The organism is Collinsella sp. LCP19S3_D3, from assembly GCF_052121455.1.
Lineage (GTDB): Bacteria > Actinomycetota > Coriobacteriia > Coriobacteriales > Coriobacteriaceae > Collinsella.
This window is the reverse complement of the sequence record NZ_JBQKEF010000002.1, coordinates 52,116-66,048: the sequence shown is the minus strand read 5'-3', so window position 1 is coordinate 66,048 and position 13,933 is coordinate 52,116. Positions and strand designations below refer to the sequence as shown.

The window sequence follows — 13,933 nt, the reverse complement described above, 5'->3', positions numbered from 1 at the left end:
CCACCCGAAGGTGACCCTTGTGTCCAAACGAGTGGACAGACGCTGCGATCTTCTTAGCGCTTCTCGGGGATGCGAGCAGCCTTGCCCACCTTGTCGCGGAGGTAGTACAGCTTGGCGCGACGGACGCGACCATGACGGACGACCTCGAGCTTGGCGATCTTGGGGCTGTGAAGCGGGAAGGTACGCTCAACACCGACACCGAAGGAAATCTTGCGGACGGTGAAGGTCTCACGGGCACCGGCGCCGGCCATGCGGATAACGTCACCCTGGAAAACCTGGATGCGCTCGCGGTCGCCTTCCTTAATGCGGTAGTGAACCTTGACGTTGTCGGCAACGCGGACCTGCGGGATGTCCTCGCGGATCTGCTGACGCTCGATTGCGCGGATGTAATCCATGTGCAATTCCTTACTCTTCTAGAGGTGCCGTACCACCTTGGCCGGCACGTAGTTGAACAAACGTATTCGAGTATACACGCGCGGGTTTCTGCTGCAAGAACAATTTTTTTCGCAGACAAAAAGACAAAACCCGCACATGATAACCGCCCGCCTCACAAATGAGACGGGCGGCATGAAGGGGGCTACGCTAGGGGTCTATACACTAAACGCTAGGCGGAACGCTTGGCATCGAGCTTGGCCTGGGCGGCAGCCAGTCGTGCGAGGGGCACGCGATAGGGCGAGCAGGACACGTAGTCCACATCGGCCACGTTGAACAGGCCCTTGATGGACTTGGGGTCGCCGCCGTGCTCGCCGCACACGCCAAAGTGCATGTCGGGGTTGGCGGCGCGACCCTTCTCGACTGCCATACGCACCAGCTCGAGCACCGCCGCGTCGATGGTCTCGAAGGGATTATCCTTCAGGATCTTCTTGTGCATGTACAGCGGGATGAACTTGGCCTCGGCGTCGTCGCGCGAGAAGCCGAAGGTTGTCTGGGTGAGGTCGTTGGTGCCAAAGCAGAAGAAGTCGGCATGGTGGGCGATCTCGTCGGCGACCATGCAGGCGCGCGGCAGCTCGAGCATCGTGCCCACGGGAATATTGAGCTCGACGCCCTCCTCGGCGGATACCTCGGCGATCACGCGCTCGATGACCTCGCGGGTCTGGACGTGCTCGGCTGTGATGGAAACGAGCGGGACCATGATCTCGGGGCGCGGGTCGACGCCCTCCTTGATAAGGCGGGCAGCAGCCGTGGCGACGGCGCGAACCTGCATGAGCGGCAGATCGCCAAAGACAACGGACAGGCGCACACCGCGCAAGCCGAGCATCGGGTTGGACTCAACCATGCCGTCGATTCGACGCAGGCGGGCACGCAGGGTGGCAAGCTCTTCCTCGCTGGCGCCGGCGGCTTCCTTCTTGGTGATGGCGACCTCGAGCTCGCGAGGATTATCCAGGAACTCATGCAGCGGCGGATCGAGCAGGCGAACGACCACATCGCGACCGGACATGGTCTTAAACATCACCAGAAAGTCCTCGGTCTGAACCTTGAGCAGGTCGGCCAGGGCCTGCTGCCTTACGGCCTCGTCGTCGGACAGGATAAAGCTCTGGATGATGTTCTTGCGGTCGCCCAGGAACATGTGCTCGGTGCGGCACAGGCCGATGGCCTCGGCGCCAAACTCGAGTGCGAGCGCGGCATCCTCGGGGTTGTCGGCGTTGACGCGCACGTGGTTGGCGTGACCGTCGGTCTCGTCCAGACGGATCTCGTCGGCCCAGGACAGGATGGTGTCCAGGTCGCCGGTGAGCTCGGCGGAGACCAGATCGACGGCGCCATCGACGACAATACCCTGGGTGCCGTCGATGGAGATGATGTCGCCCTCGTGAAGCACACGGTCGCTGCCCTCGATGCGCACGACCTTCTCGGCGGCGTCAATATGGAAGCGCTCAACGCCGCAGACACAGGGCGTACCCATACCGCGGGCGATAACGGCGGCATGGCTCGTCTTGCCGCCGTGGCTGGTAAGGATGCCCTCGGCAGCGACCATGCCCTTCAAGTCATCGGGGTTGGTCTCCCAGCGAACCAGAATGACCTTGTGGCCCTCGTTGGCGCGCGCGACGGCATCGTCGCTCGAGAACACGACCTCGCCTACGGCGGCGCCGGGGCTGGCGTTAAGGCCGCAGGCCAGGGCCTCGTACTTCTTGGAGGAGTCGAACTGCGGATGCAGAAGCTGGTCGAGCTGCGCCGGATCGATGCGACTCACGGCCTCCTCGCGGGTGATGAGGCCCTCCTCGACCATCTCGATAGCGATGCGCAGCGCGGCGGTAGCGGTGCGCTTGCCCACGCGGGTCTGAAGCATCCAAAGTTTACCCTGCTCGATGGTGAATTCGATATCGCACATATCGCGGTAATGATCCTCGAGCGTCAGGAAAACGCGCTCGAGCTCCTCGCCAGCGGACTCGAGGCCCGGGGTGGTCTTGAGGTCGGCGATGGGCTCAGTGTTGCGGATGCCGGCGACGACGTCCTCACCCTGGGCGTTAACCAAAAAGTCACCGTAGAACTCCTTGGTGCCATCGGCCGGATTGCGCGTAAAGGCGACGCCGGTCGCAGAGGTCTCGCCTTTGTTGCCAAAAGCCATGGCCTGGACGTTGACGGCGGTACCGAGCTCGTCGGAAATGCCATGCTGTTTGCGGTAGATGCAGGCGCGCTCGTTCATCCAGCTGCCAAAGACGGCCTGGATGGCAAGGCGCAGCTGGAGCTCCGGATCGTGCGGGAAGACGGGCTTGCCGTCGACAACCTCGAGCTCGGGATACAGGGCAGCCTCGACGTTCTCGGAGAAGATGCCCTTGAAGGTCTCGACGAGCTCCTGCAGGTCCTCGGCCGAAAGCTCGGAATCGACGCGAACGCCGGCGACCAAGCGAGCCTGGGTCAGGGCGTTCTCAAACAAGTCGGCATCGACACCCATAACGACGTTGGAGAACATCTGGATAAAGCGGCGGTAGCTATCCCAGGCAAAACGCGGGTTTTGCGTCTGGGTAATGAGGCCCAGAACGGAGTCGTCGTTAAGGCCCAAGTTGAGGACCGTGTCCATCATGCCGGGCATGGAGAACGGAGCACCCGAGCGAACCGACACGAGCAGCGGGTCGGATGCGTCACCAAGCTTCTTGCCGCAGCGGGCCTCGAGATCGGCCTCGGCGGCAACGATCTCATCGAGTGCGCCTTCGGGCCACACGTTGCCGGCACCGGAGTACTCGACACAGGTTTGGCAGGTAATGGTAAAGCCACCGGGAACCGGCAGGCCGATGCGGCTCATCTCGGCAAGATTTGCACCCTTGCCGCCAAGCACGAAGTTCATGGACTTGTCGCCCTCAGTGACACAGGTGCCCTGGGCGTCGGTTCCAAAACGGTAAACCCTCTTGCAATCGCTCACGATACTCCCCTTCCATGCGCTGTCGCGCACGACCGTGGTAACGAATCGACCCGCCGGATGCGAGCCGTGAGGGTACTATACGGCGGGTATTGGAAGTGCTTGCGTAGAGGGTGCGAGGTTTGGTAAACGTGGTAAAACTGACGGTAAACGGTAGATAAAGGTGGTTACCTTATGAAGATACCAGTGTACGAGACTTGCAGGTTAACTGAAAGAACTTTGCTAAATCGCTTTACCATAAGTAGCTAATTTGGGACGGGGCTTTTTTAGCTACCCCGTCGGCAATCGGCCAAAAAGCTCGCGGCCTCAGCCGGGGTAGCTAAAAAAGCCCCGTCCCAAATTAGCTACTTTTGTTGGGCTCGGCGAGCGGCACGACGGGCTCGAGCTTCTTGGATTTCCTCCAAATGACCGATGATCTCGGATGCACTCTCCTCAATCGCCTTACCGTCGGTACGCACCACAAAGCAGCCTAGGCGCTTCATAAGGGCACGGGCTTCCTCAAGCTCGCTGCGCACACTCTCGGGCTCGGCATAGGAACCGGCGACGGCGCGGGCGTAGTCATCGCCCAAGCGGCTGTCGCGAATCTCAGAAATTACGTCAACGGTCGAAATCAGGCCGAACAGGCGCATCGGGTCGACCTCGTAAATCGACTTCGGCGGCTCCATGCCGTGCGCCAGCGGAACGTTTGCGACCTTGTAACCCTGATAGGCCAAATACATCGACAGCGGCGTTTTGGACGTACGCGACACGCCCAGCAGCACGATATCGGCCCCCGAAAGGTCGTCGCAACCGCGCCCGTCATCGTGCTCAACGAAATACTCCATAGCCTCAATGCGGTGGAAATAGCGGTCATCCGTTTTGTGAATAACGCCCGCAACGCCCTTGGGCGGCACACCGATGAGCGACGACAGCACGGCAAGGGTCGGACCGATCAGGTCGACAGAGCGGATATGCAGCATACCCAGGTAATCGAGCACGCGGGCGCGAAGCGCCGGATCGACGATAGTGTGGAACACGGCGATATCACGATGGTCCGCATCGACGCGCGGGCCCACAAACGACTTGACCTGCTCCACCGAGTTCACTTTGGGCAAGCGCAAGAGACGAAAAGCCCCTTCATCAAATTGCCCGGACGCCGCAAGCACCACCTCACAAGCGGTATCACCGAGCGAGTCGGAGATAACGATAACGGTGGGACGTGCGGTGACCGGGCAATCCATGCGGGGCTCCTTTTGCGCTTATGCGCAGGCTGGCTTACTTTTTGCGGGCAAGCTCACCGATGTTGGCGATGCCAGAGAAAACGGCCTCGAAGCGGTTGAGCAGCTTAAGGCGATTATCGCGGAGCTGCTCGTCCTTGTCCATGACCATAACCTCGTCGAAGAAGCGGTCGATGGGGGCACGCAGGGCGGCAAGGGCGGCAAATGCGGCCGGGTAATCCTCGGCAGCAAGGGCGCCATCGACAGCGATCTGAGCAGCCTCGGAGGCATCGGCAAGCGCGAGCTCGGCCTCACCCATCAGGCTGCGATCGTACTCCATACCCAGCTCGGGCTTGGAGATGTGCGCGGCGCGGGCATAGGCAGTAGCCAGGTTGTCGAAGGTCTCGGCATCGTTCTTGCGGGCCTCGTCGAGCGCGGCGCAGCGGGCGAAGAAGACGGACGGAGCGATGATGTGCACCGCGGAGACGGCGGCGACGGTATCCGCCGGAATCTTCTCGTCGCGGGCCATGCTCACCAGACGGCCGTGGAAGAAGTCACGGACCTGCTGGGCGACCTCGGCGGCGTCGAACTCGATGCCCTGCTCGCTATAGAGCTCAAGGGCAAAGTCGATGAGCGTCGTGGGGTCGATCGGCAGACGATCGCGCAGGATGTTGATAATGCCGATAGCGGCGCGACGCAGCGCGTACGGGTCGGAAGAGCCGGTCGGGGGCTCGCCGATGGCAAAGATGCCGGCAATGGTATCGAGCTTGTCGGCACAGGCCACGATGCAGCCAGCGGTGCCCTCGGGCAGCTCATCGCCGGCAAAGCGGGGACGATAGTGATCGCGAATGGCGTGGGCGACCTCGTCGTTCTCCCCCATCGCAGTTGCGTAATAGCCACCCATCACGCCCTGCTGGCTCGTAAACTCGACGACGGCGTTGGAAACCAGGTCGGCCTTGCACAGGTGCGCGGCGCGAGCGGCATCGGCAGCGAGGTGGGCGCCCAGATGGGCCTCGCGGGCAATAGCGAGCGCGAGCTGCTCAATGCGCTCGGACTTGGCGAGCACGCTGCCGAGCTTTTCCTGGAAGGCAACCTTGGCCAGACGCTCACGGAACTCGTCGAGGGAGATCTTCAGGTCCTCCTCGTAGAAGAACTTGGCATCGTCCAGACGGGCGCGCACGACGCGCTCGTTGCCGTCGATCACACGATCGGCATTCTCGGGCTTGCTGTTGGAGACGACCACGAACTCACGCGTGAGCTTGCCCTCGCCGTCATAGATCGGGAAGTAGCGCTGGTTGGTGAGCATGGACTCGCAGATGATCTCGTGCGGGACCTTGAGGAACTCCTCGTCGAAGGTGCCGACGAGCACCGTCGGCCACTCGCAGAGGTTAATGACCTCCTCGAAGACCTTCTTGGGCGTGTCGACATGGCAGCCAGGGCGAGCGGCCTCGACCTCGGCAATACCGGCAAGGATGGCCTCGCGACGACGCTCGGCAGAAAGCACGCCGGCGTCCTCGAGCACCTGCTCGTAGACGGCGGGGCTGGCGACAACATGGTCACCGGCGCCCAGCACGCGATGTCCGCGCGTGGTATTGCCGCTCGTCACATCGGCAAACGTCACGGGCACAACGTCCTCGCCCAGAAGGCAGCAGATCCAACGGACCGGACGCACAAACGTAGCGTGCTCGTGGCCCCAGCGCTGGCTGCGATAGTTGGGCCACTGCAGGCCTGCGATCGTCTTCTCGCACAGGGCCGTCAGAATAGGGGTAGCCGGCACGGAGGGAATGTTCTTCTCGGCGAACACGTACTCGCGGCCGTCGGTGTCCTCACGACGGATCAGGTCCTCGGCAGCCACACCGCACTTGCGGGCGAAGCCCTGAGCGGCCTTGGTGGCGTTGCCGTCGGCATCGAAGGCAATGTTTGCCGCAGGGCCGCGCTTGACCTCGTGGACCTCATCGGTAGCGGTGGCGACGTTGGTCACGAGCGCAGCCAGACGACGCGGGCTCGAGATCACGCGGACCTCGCCATGGGCCAGGCCGGCCTCGTCGAGGCCCTTGGCGATCATATCGCCAAGCTGCTTGACGGCATTGTTCAGCGGTGCGGAGGGCATTTCCTCCGTACCGATCTCAAACAGGAAATCCTTAGCGTCTGCCATGGCTTACGCCACCTCGCCTTCCTGGTCGGCATTCTCGTTAACTCCGGCGACCTCGGCCATATAGGCCTCGCAGCACGCCTTGGCGACGGCGCGGACGCGCAGGATGTAGTTGGCGCGCTCGACTGCGGACAGGGCGCCGCGGGCATCGAGCAGGTTGAAGGCATGGCTGCACTTCATGACGCAGTCGTATGCGGGCAGCGGCAGCTTGCGCTCCAGACAGGAGTGGCACTCGGACTCGTAGTCGTCAAACTTCTGACGCATCATCTCGACGTTAGCGACCTCAAAATTGTAGGCGCTAAACTCGCGCTCGTTCTCCAGGAACACGTCACCGTAGGTCATGGGCGTGCCGTCGGGCAGATAGCTCCACACCAGGTCGTAGACGGAGTTGACACCCTGGGCGTACATTGCGATGCGCTCCAGGCCGTAGGTGATCTCGACGGGCACGGGGTCGACCTCGATGCCGCCCACCTGCTGGAAGTACGTAAACTGTGTGACCTCCATGCCGTTGAGCCAGACCTCCCAGCCAAGGCCCCAGGCACCGAGCGTCGGGCTCTCCCAGTCGTCCTCGACAAAGCGGACGTCATGGTCGTTGGGGTCCAGGCCAATGGCGGCAAGAGACCCCAGGTAAAGCTCCTGAGCGTTGACCGGCGAGGGCTTGATGAGCACCTGGAACTGATAGTAGTGCTGCATGCGGTTGGGGTTCTCGCCGTAGCGGCCGTCGGCGGGACGGCGGCAGGGCTGCGCATAGCAGGTGCGCCACTCGGCAGGACCGAGCGAGCGCAGCGTGGTCGCGGTATGGAAGGTACCGGCACCGACCTCGGAGTCATAGGGCTGCATAATGACGCAGCCCTGCTCGCCCCAGTACTGCTGGAGGCGCAGGATGATGTCTTGGAAGGAAAGCGATGAAGCGTTCATGCCTCTAATATCCCCTCGTCGAAACGATTACACGGTTAGGTACTGTACTATAGCGGTTTTTAGTCGATAGCGCCGATGCGGTTGAGCGGCCAGTAGCGCACAAGCGCCACAGCGATCAAATCAGAGCGATCGACGGGACCAAAGTAGCGTGAGTCGGCTGAGTTCTCGCGGTTGTCGCCCATCACCCACACGCACCCGTCGGGGACGATGTAGGGATAGCTCACCTGAGCACCAGGCGCCTGGACCGACAGTGGCCAGCTCATGCCCGTCGCATAGTCCTCGTCGAGCGCTTGGCCGTCAACGACCACCTTGCCGTCCTGCAGGTTGACCGTCTGGCCGGCCGTAGCGATGACCCGCTTGACGAGCACATCGTGCTCAGAGGTGCCATCGGGGTTGTGGAACACCACAATATCGCCCTGTTTGACAGGCTGGCCGAGCTCAAGCGTCACCTTTTGCGCCAGGATCTGGTCGCCAATCTCGATAGTGGACTCCATGGAACCGGTGGGCACCACAAAGGGCTCGACCACAAAGGTGCGAATCAAGAAGGTGGCCACGAGTGCGATCGCGACGACCACGACCCACTCAAACGCGCCCTTTAGCATGGAATGCTGCGACGGAACCATTCTCACTCCTCGCTCTGCGAATACGAAGCGTCCAAAATCTCCTGCGCGTACGCACGCTCCTGGGGCGTAAGCCGCGCCGTCTCAATTAAGTCGGGACGCCAGCGACAGGTGCGCTCGATGGCGTTCTTGCGGCGCCAAGCGTCAACCTTGGCGTGGTCACCACTTACAAGCACGGGAGGCACGCCCTCGCCGTTAAACTCGGCAGGACGGGTGTACTGCGCGTACTCGAGCAGCCCACCGTCCTCGGCGGTCGAGAATGATTCGTCAACGTTGCTCATCTCGTCACCAAGCGCGCCGGGAATCAGACGCACGACGGCGTCAGCAACAACCATAGCAGGCAGCTCGCCGCCCGTGAGCACATAGTCGCCGATCGACAGGCGCTCATCGGCATACGCATATGCGCGCTCGTCGACACCCTCGTAACGGCTGCACACAAACAGCAGGCGCTCGCTTTGGAGCAGGCGCTCGGCTACATGCTGCGTAAAAGGCTCACCGCAGGGCGTAAAGAACACCACGGTAGGCTTGGGACCCTCAGAGCTGATGGCCTCGATGGCCTCAGCGATGGGCTCGACCTTCATGAGCATGCCCTGACCGCCGCCGTACGGCTCGTCATCGACGGTACGGCGGCGATCGTGCGTCCAGTCGCGCAGGTTATACGCCTTAAAATCAAAAAGGCCGGCCTTGCGGGCACGGCCCAAGATCGATGTGGACATAACGGGCTCAAACATCTCGGGAAAGACCGAAAGGGTCTCGATCAGCATGTTGTCCTCCCTACTTGTCCATATCGATCAAGCCGTCCATAACGTGGACGGATATTGCTCCCCGATCGGGAAGATCGAGCACAACTTGCTCGATCGCGGGAATCAGCACCTCGCCATACCGATCACCCTCGACAACCCAAACGTCGTTGGCGGGCGTCGACATAATCTCAACGATCGTTCCGAGCGACCCAAAACGCTCGTCAACCACCTCGCGACCCATAAGGTCGGTATAGGCGGCATCGAGTGAATCGAGCTCAAAGTCATCACGGTTCGCCAGAACGAAACAACCCGTGATGCCCTCGGCGGCCGTCAAGTCGTCAATGCCCTCAAACAAAACCAGATCGCCATCGCCCGTATCGGTAACGGATATAACCGTGCAAAAGCGGTCACGCTTGAGCGCCGGTGGCGTCAGGGCGACGCGCATACCCGGCTCCAATACAGAAGGAAGCCCCCGCAGCGGCTGCGCGAGGACCTCCCCCTTCCTTCCGTGCGGCTTAACCACACGGGCGATGTTTTTGTACTGGGACCTCAAGGTCCTAGCCCAGAACCTCTACCTCGACGGAAGTGTCGAGGCGAGCGGCCAGTGCACGGGCGAGCGTGCGAATGGCCTTGATGGTACGGCCGCGACGGCCGATGACCTTAGCGACGTCATCCTCGGCGATCGAAACCTCAATAGTTGAGGCGTCGTCACCATCGATAACTTCCAGGCTCACGGAATCCGGGTCGTCGACGATCTGAACAACGAGATATTCGACGAGATCGGCGATGCGATCTGAGAGCATTGCCTCACCCTCGAGCTGTGCAGCGTCAACCTCAGGCACGATTTACTCCTCGGCGCCCTCAGCGGCCTCAGCGGCCTCAGCGGCAGCCTTAGCGGCCTCGGCCTCTTTGGCGAGCTGCTTCTTGGACTTCTTGACGACGGTCTCGGTCTTCTCGCCCTCGTTGGCGGCCTTGACCAGGGCGGCGACAGCGTCGGTGAGCTGAGCGCCCTTGGACTGCCAGTCAGCGATCTTCTCGAGATCGAGGTTGATGGTCTTGGGGGTGGTCATCGGATTGTAGCGGCCAACCTCCTCGATGATACGACCGTCACGCGGGGCGCGGGAATCGGCGACGACGACACGGTAGTACGGACGCTTCTTAGCGCCGTGACGAGCAAGGCGAATCTTGACTGCCAAAGGAAACTCCTCCAACCAAGCAGCTTTAGGCTGCAACTACAAACAAACAGTTGAACATAATACGCCATCGACGCGGGCAGGTGAAGTCCGTGAGACCAACTTCTTCGGTGTAGTCGAAGGCAAATCCATATCTTAGACAAGAATTCGCGATTTGCAAGCACATCCACGCACCCCACATGAGCTGCGCGGTATACTCATGCCATGAAAAGATGCGAACATACATACGGTTATGAGGATACTGCGGGCGTCATGCCGCCGCCCTGGACGGGTCCGGCGGTGGGTCTGATGGATCTCGATGCGTTTTTTGCGAGCGTGGAGATGCTCGATCATCCCGAGTGGCGCGGCAAGCCGCTTATCGTGGGCGGAGACGCCGAATCGCGCGGCGTCGTCTCCACCTGCTCATACGAGGCACGCCGCTTTGGCGTGCACTCCGCCATGCCCTCGGCCGAGGCACGCCGCCTATGTCCGCAGGCCATTTGGACACACGGGCATTTCGATCGCTACCACGAGGTCAGCGCACAGGTCATGAATATTCTTGCCGACGAGACACCACGCGTTGAGCGCGTGTCCATTGACGAGGCCTTTATCGACATCACGCCGGGCCGCTTTGCGCCCGAGGACCCACTGCTCGTCGTACGACGCATCAGCGATCGCGTGGCGGCACTGGGGGTGACCTGCTCCATCGGCGTCGGTTGCAACAAAACGGTGGCCAAGATTGCAAGCGAGCGAGACAAGCCGTTTGGGCTTACGGTCGTACGCCCGGGAACTGAGCAGCGTTTTCTGGCACCGTTACCTGTTTCTGCCATGAGCGGTATAGGGCGCTCGGCCGAGGAGCGGCTGCGCCGCATGCGGATTTACACGCTGGGCGAGCTGTCGCGCGCACCGGAATCCACACTGTCTGCGATTTTTGGCGTTAACGGCGAACGTATGCGCCAACGCGCGTTGGGACTCGAGGTTTCCGAAGTCACGAGCCTCGATGAAAAGCGTGAGGTCAAGTCGGTAAGCAATGAGCGCACCTTTGCGAAAGATTTGACCGAGCGCGGGGACATCGAAGCGGCGATTGCACTATTGGGCGAATCCGTCGGACGTCGCCTGCGCCGCCAGGGGCTTACCGGCACCACGGTGACGCTCAAACTTAAGTACTCGTACGGCAGCGGTCGCTCGGCACAGCGACGACTCCCCCATCCCACCGACGACGAGAACATCTTTGTGGCGGTAGCGATCGAGTTGCTCGACAACATCTGGCAGGAAGGAATGCATGTACGCCTTGCCGGCATAGGTATGAGTGACTTCAATCATCAAGGCGGCATACAGACCGACCTGTTTTGCGAAGTCGACGACCGCGGAGCCCAATCCAGCGACCGCCGTGACCTCTCCGTCGCCATCGACGCGGTCCGAGACAAGTTCGGCGACACCGCCCTATCCTTCGGCCGCCAATCACGCTTCTCCTCCCACTAAGTAGTCAATTTGGGACGGGGCTTTTTAGTCAATTTGGGACGGGGCTTTTTTAGCTACTTTAGATTGTCAGGGTAGTACGGGGTAGCTAATTTAGGACGGGGCTTTTTTAGCTACCCTTCAGCTGGCAGTGAATTACCCGGGGCCGAAATAAAACTCAACCGATTTGTAGGGTTAGCTAAAATAGCCCCGTCCCAAATTAGCTACCCAACCCATACCTGACGCGGTCGCAACACAGACCTCGTCCAAAATGAGCTATTTTTTGACTTTGACCTTTTGTATGGTGCAGTGTCCAATGCCCGTAAGGCGAACGATCTGTTTAATCGAAAAGCCCTCGCTCTTCAAAGTACGAATGCAGGCATCGCGCGCCCCCTTTGGCAAAGCCTTAAGGTGATGAGGCTCGTACGGCTTAAGAAGAGCCTGCGCAAACTCCAGCGCATCTGTGTCGCTCACATGAGCGCCGTCACGGAAGCAATAGCGATTGGGCTCACCCGAGGTGCTGAAGGCAAAAAAACTCTGAGAGTCACCAAGCAACCCGAGAACGCAATCCGTTTTGCAGATACCCGGATATCCCATATACTCGCGAAAGCTGCTCCATCGATACAGCGAAGCGGTCCCAATCCTCGCCTTCGCGGGATTGTCGTGAATGTATCTCACGCAGTTGAGCAGCTGATCATCATCGAGGATCGGCACACTCTTAAATCGATCCTGGAAAACAGGCCCCTTCCTGCCTGTCTTTGAGTTGAAATACATGGCATACGCCGTCGTAATCGAATGCATGCAATCGCTCAGATGAACATGCTCGTCGTCAAGCAGAAGATGAATATGGTTATCCATAAGGCACCACGCGATGACATCCACTTTAAACTTCTGGCATTTCGAAGCAATCAGCCGAATCAGATAGAGCCGATCTTCGTCATCCTCAAATATGAGTTGGTCGGCACATCCCTTTTGGACGACATGGTAAAAACCATATACAGAGATTTCTCGCGCAGTCCGAGTCATACGCATCCCCTCCTCTACAGATGACAATTACGTTACCCGAGCCAGAGTAGAAAAAAACGTACTGGGAGCTATAAATCGCGATGTTCGGCGAACGGTAGGTAGTAGCTAAAAAAGCCCCGTCCCAAATTAGCTACTTTTGGGCAAAAAGAAAGCCGGGCGGCCGCGGAAAAACGCGACTGCCCGGCGAAACACTTGAGGGTAGCTAAAAAAGCCCCGTCCCAAATGAGCTACTAGAGGAGGTCCAGGGAGAGCTGGGGAGCGTCGCCCCAGAGCTTTTCGAGGCGGTAGAACTCACGTGCCTCGGGAGTGAAGACGTGGACGACAACCGAACCGTAGTCCATGAGCATCCAGGTCTTCTGCTCGCGGCCCTCAATGGAAAACGGGTGCTCGCCGCAAGCCTCGGCGACCTTCTCCTCAATCTCGTCGACGATGGAATCAACCTGGCGGTTGTTGGTGCCGGTAACAAGGACAAAGTAGTCGCAAACATCGGAAAGCTCAGTCAGGTCGAGCACCTGAACGTCCTCGCCTTTCTTGTCGTAGGCGGCCTGCGCGGCGGCGCGGGCGACATCCTCGGCGGCGACACCGCTAGCGGAGAGCGTCGCGGCGGTGCGGTCGGACGTGGCCACGAAACTCTTGTGCTCCGCACCTTCAAGAATCTGCTCGTCAGTCATGGTCTCATCGGCCATGGAATACCTCTTTCTAGACAGCCCGAACTAGCGCAGCTGGGCGTAATGGTTGTAAATCGTAATAGCCGTGGGATAAAGATAGCGCCCGGACTGGATCACATAGACCAGACCCTGCGCAAAACAGGAGAAGAACAACTCGTCGAGCGAGGACTTCCCCACCATCTTGCGCAGCGCATGGGCATAATCGCCGTGGCGGTTGGGTTCGATGGCATCGGCCACAAAGACCACCATATCGAGTGGCGTCATGTCGCAAGCGCCCACGGTGTGACGGTCGACAGCCTGAAAGACCGCCGGCGACAGCTCGGGAAAAAGCTGCGGAAGCTCATAGGCGGCAACCGGGCCATGCAAAAGCGGCGTCGCGGCAGACGGAGAGCCGGCAATCTTAATGCCATAATGCAGAGCGCGCGTGACCAGCTCGTCGTCGGAGAGCACTTTGTCCCAGTCATGGATCAGGCCGGCGGCAGCGGCATCAAAGCGGTCGACACCGTATACCTCGGCTAGGTGCAGCGCCGTCTCGGCAACCCCGAGCGAATGCACGTAGCGCTTACGCTTATCCTTCATGCGCACATCGAGCAACTCGTGGATACGCGTCAAGAGCGCGCGCTCGTCG

General features: G+C 60.4%; 14 protein-coding genes. 1 reads left to right on the top strand and 13 read right to left on the bottom strand.

Going from position 1 to position 13,933, the window contains the following annotated elements:
- Nucleotides 1–53: 53 nt before the first annotated feature.
- The 10 genes from rplS to rpsP form a co-directional block, all read right to left on the bottom strand.
- Nucleotides 54–395 carry a 50S ribosomal protein L19 gene (rplS, locus tag ACTQXM_RS01225; protein ID WP_117583231.1) on the bottom strand — a complete coding sequence of 114 codons (342 nt, stop codon included), beginning with the start codon at nt 393–395 and terminating at the stop codon, nt 54–56.
- 209 nt (nt 396–604) lie between these two features.
- Complete coding sequence (gene ppdK, locus ACTQXM_RS01220; protein WP_441537002.1) at nt 605–3,355, bottom strand: pyruvate, phosphate dikinase; 2,751 nt, start codon at nt 3,353–3,355, stop codon at nt 605–607.
- Nucleotides 3,356–3,696: 341 nt separating this feature from the next.
- Nucleotides 3,697–4,572 (bottom strand): pyruvate, water dikinase regulatory protein, encoded by an 876-nt coding sequence (locus tag ACTQXM_RS01215; RefSeq protein ID WP_154516238.1) that lies wholly within the window; start codon nt 4,570–4,572, stop codon nt 3,697–3,699.
- 34 nt (nt 4,573–4,606) lie between these two features.
- Nucleotides 4,607–6,703 (bottom strand): glycine--tRNA ligase subunit beta, encoded by a 2,097-nt coding sequence (gene glyS, locus ACTQXM_RS01210; RefSeq protein ID WP_441537001.1) that lies wholly within the window; start codon nt 6,701–6,703, stop codon nt 4,607–4,609.
- A gap of 3 nt (nt 6,704–6,706) precedes the next feature.
- Nucleotides 6,707–7,618, bottom strand: a complete 912-nt coding sequence (locus tag ACTQXM_RS01205; protein WP_441015527.1) for a glycine--tRNA ligase subunit alpha — start codon at nt 7,616–7,618, stop codon at nt 6,707–6,709.
- Nucleotides 7,619–7,677: 59 nt separating this feature from the next.
- Nucleotides 7,678–8,241: a signal peptidase I gene (gene lepB / locus ACTQXM_RS01200; protein ID WP_441537000.1), complete on the bottom strand. Its 564-nt coding sequence runs from the start codon at nt 8,239–8,241 to the stop codon at nt 7,678–7,680.
- A gap of 2 nt (nt 8,242–8,243) precedes the next feature.
- Nucleotides 8,244–9,002, bottom strand: coding sequence for a tRNA (guanosine(37)-N1)-methyltransferase TrmD (gene trmD / locus ACTQXM_RS01195; protein WP_441536999.1), 759 nt, complete (start codon nt 9,000–9,002; stop codon nt 8,244–8,246).
- A 10-nt stretch (nt 9,003–9,012) separates the two neighbouring features.
- Nucleotides 9,013–9,504 (bottom strand): ribosome maturation factor RimM, encoded by a 492-nt coding sequence (rimM, locus tag ACTQXM_RS01190; protein ID WP_441537025.1) that lies wholly within the window; start codon nt 9,502–9,504, stop codon nt 9,013–9,015.
- A 34-nt stretch (nt 9,505–9,538) separates the two neighbouring features.
- Nucleotides 9,539–9,784, bottom strand: coding sequence for a KH domain-containing protein (locus ACTQXM_RS01185; protein WP_441537024.1), 246 nt, complete (start codon nt 9,782–9,784; stop codon nt 9,539–9,541).
- Between the two features lie 42 nt (nt 9,785–9,826).
- Nucleotides 9,827–10,177, bottom strand: a complete 351-nt coding sequence (gene rpsP, locus ACTQXM_RS01180; RefSeq protein WP_154516223.1) for a 30S ribosomal protein S16 — start codon at nt 10,175–10,177, stop codon at nt 9,827–9,829.
- A gap of 201 nt (nt 10,178–10,378) precedes the next feature.
- Between rpsP and dinB the strand changes: the two genes are divergently transcribed.
- Nucleotides 10,379–11,635, top strand: coding sequence for a DNA polymerase IV (gene dinB, locus ACTQXM_RS01175; RefSeq protein WP_441536998.1), 1,257 nt, complete (start codon nt 10,379–10,381; stop codon nt 11,633–11,635).
- 252 nt (nt 11,636–11,887) lie between these two features.
- Here dinB and ACTQXM_RS01170 read toward each other — a convergent pair whose 3' ends face one another.
- The 3 genes from ACTQXM_RS01170 to yqeK all read right to left on the bottom strand — a co-directional run bounded on the left by ACTQXM_RS01170 (nt 11,888) and on the right by yqeK (nt 13,884).
- Nucleotides 11,888–12,637 (bottom strand): transposase, encoded by a 750-nt coding sequence (locus ACTQXM_RS01170; protein ID WP_441536997.1) that lies wholly within the window; start codon nt 12,635–12,637, stop codon nt 11,888–11,890.
- A gap of 230 nt (nt 12,638–12,867) precedes the next feature.
- The gene (gene rsfS / locus ACTQXM_RS01165) at nt 12,868–13,323 is read right to left on the bottom strand and encodes a ribosome silencing factor (RefSeq protein WP_441041596.1); all 456 of its coding nucleotides are present in this window, start codon (nt 13,321–13,323) and stop codon (nt 12,868–12,870) included.
- Between the two features lie 27 nt (nt 13,324–13,350).
- Complete coding sequence (yqeK, locus tag ACTQXM_RS01160) at nt 13,351–13,884, bottom strand: bis(5'-nucleosyl)-tetraphosphatase (symmetrical) YqeK (protein WP_427718844.1); 534 nt, start codon at nt 13,882–13,884, stop codon at nt 13,351–13,353.
- Nucleotides 13,885–13,933 lie beyond the last annotated feature (49 nt).

What these genes read in the sequence shown, in the direction of transcription:
- rplS (WP_117583231.1), bottom strand. Translation starts at nt 395, where the DNA reads ATGGATTACATCCGCGCAATCGAGCGTCAGCAGATCCGCGAGGACATC.
- ACTQXM_RS01215 (WP_154516238.1), bottom strand. Translation starts at nt 4,572, where the DNA reads ATGGATTGCCCGGTCACCGCACGTCCCACCGTTATCGTTATCTCCGAC.
- glyS (WP_441537001.1), bottom strand. Translation starts at nt 6,703, where the DNA reads ATGGCAGACGCTAAGGATTTCCTGTTTGAGATCGGTACGGAGGAAATG.
- ACTQXM_RS01205 (WP_441015527.1), bottom strand. Translation starts at nt 7,618, where the DNA reads ATGAACGCTTCATCGCTTTCCTTCCAAGACATCATCCTGCGCCTCCAG.
- lepB (WP_441537000.1), bottom strand. Translation starts at nt 8,241, where the DNA reads ATGGTTCCGTCGCAGCATTCCATGCTAAAGGGCGCGTTTGAGTGGGTC.
- trmD (WP_441536999.1), bottom strand. Translation starts at nt 9,002, where the DNA reads ATGCTGATCGAGACCCTTTCGGTCTTTCCCGAGATGTTTGAGCCCGTT.
- ACTQXM_RS01185 (WP_441537024.1), bottom strand. Translation starts at nt 9,784, where the DNA reads ATGCTCTCAGATCGCATCGCCGATCTCGTCGAATATCTCGTTGTTCAG.
- dinB (WP_441536998.1), top strand. Translation starts at nt 10,379, where the DNA reads ATGAAAAGATGCGAACATACATACGGTTATGAGGATACTGCGGGCGTC.
- ACTQXM_RS01170 (WP_441536997.1), bottom strand. Translation starts at nt 12,637, where the DNA reads ATGACTCGGACTGCGCGAGAAATCTCTGTATATGGTTTTTACCATGTC.
- rsfS (WP_441041596.1), bottom strand. Translation starts at nt 13,323, where the DNA reads ATGGCCGATGAGACCATGACTGACGAGCAGATTCTTGAAGGTGCGGAG.
- yqeK (WP_427718844.1), bottom strand. Translation starts at nt 13,884, where the DNA reads ATGAAGGATAAGCGTAAGCGCTACGTGCATTCGCTCGGGGTTGCCGAG.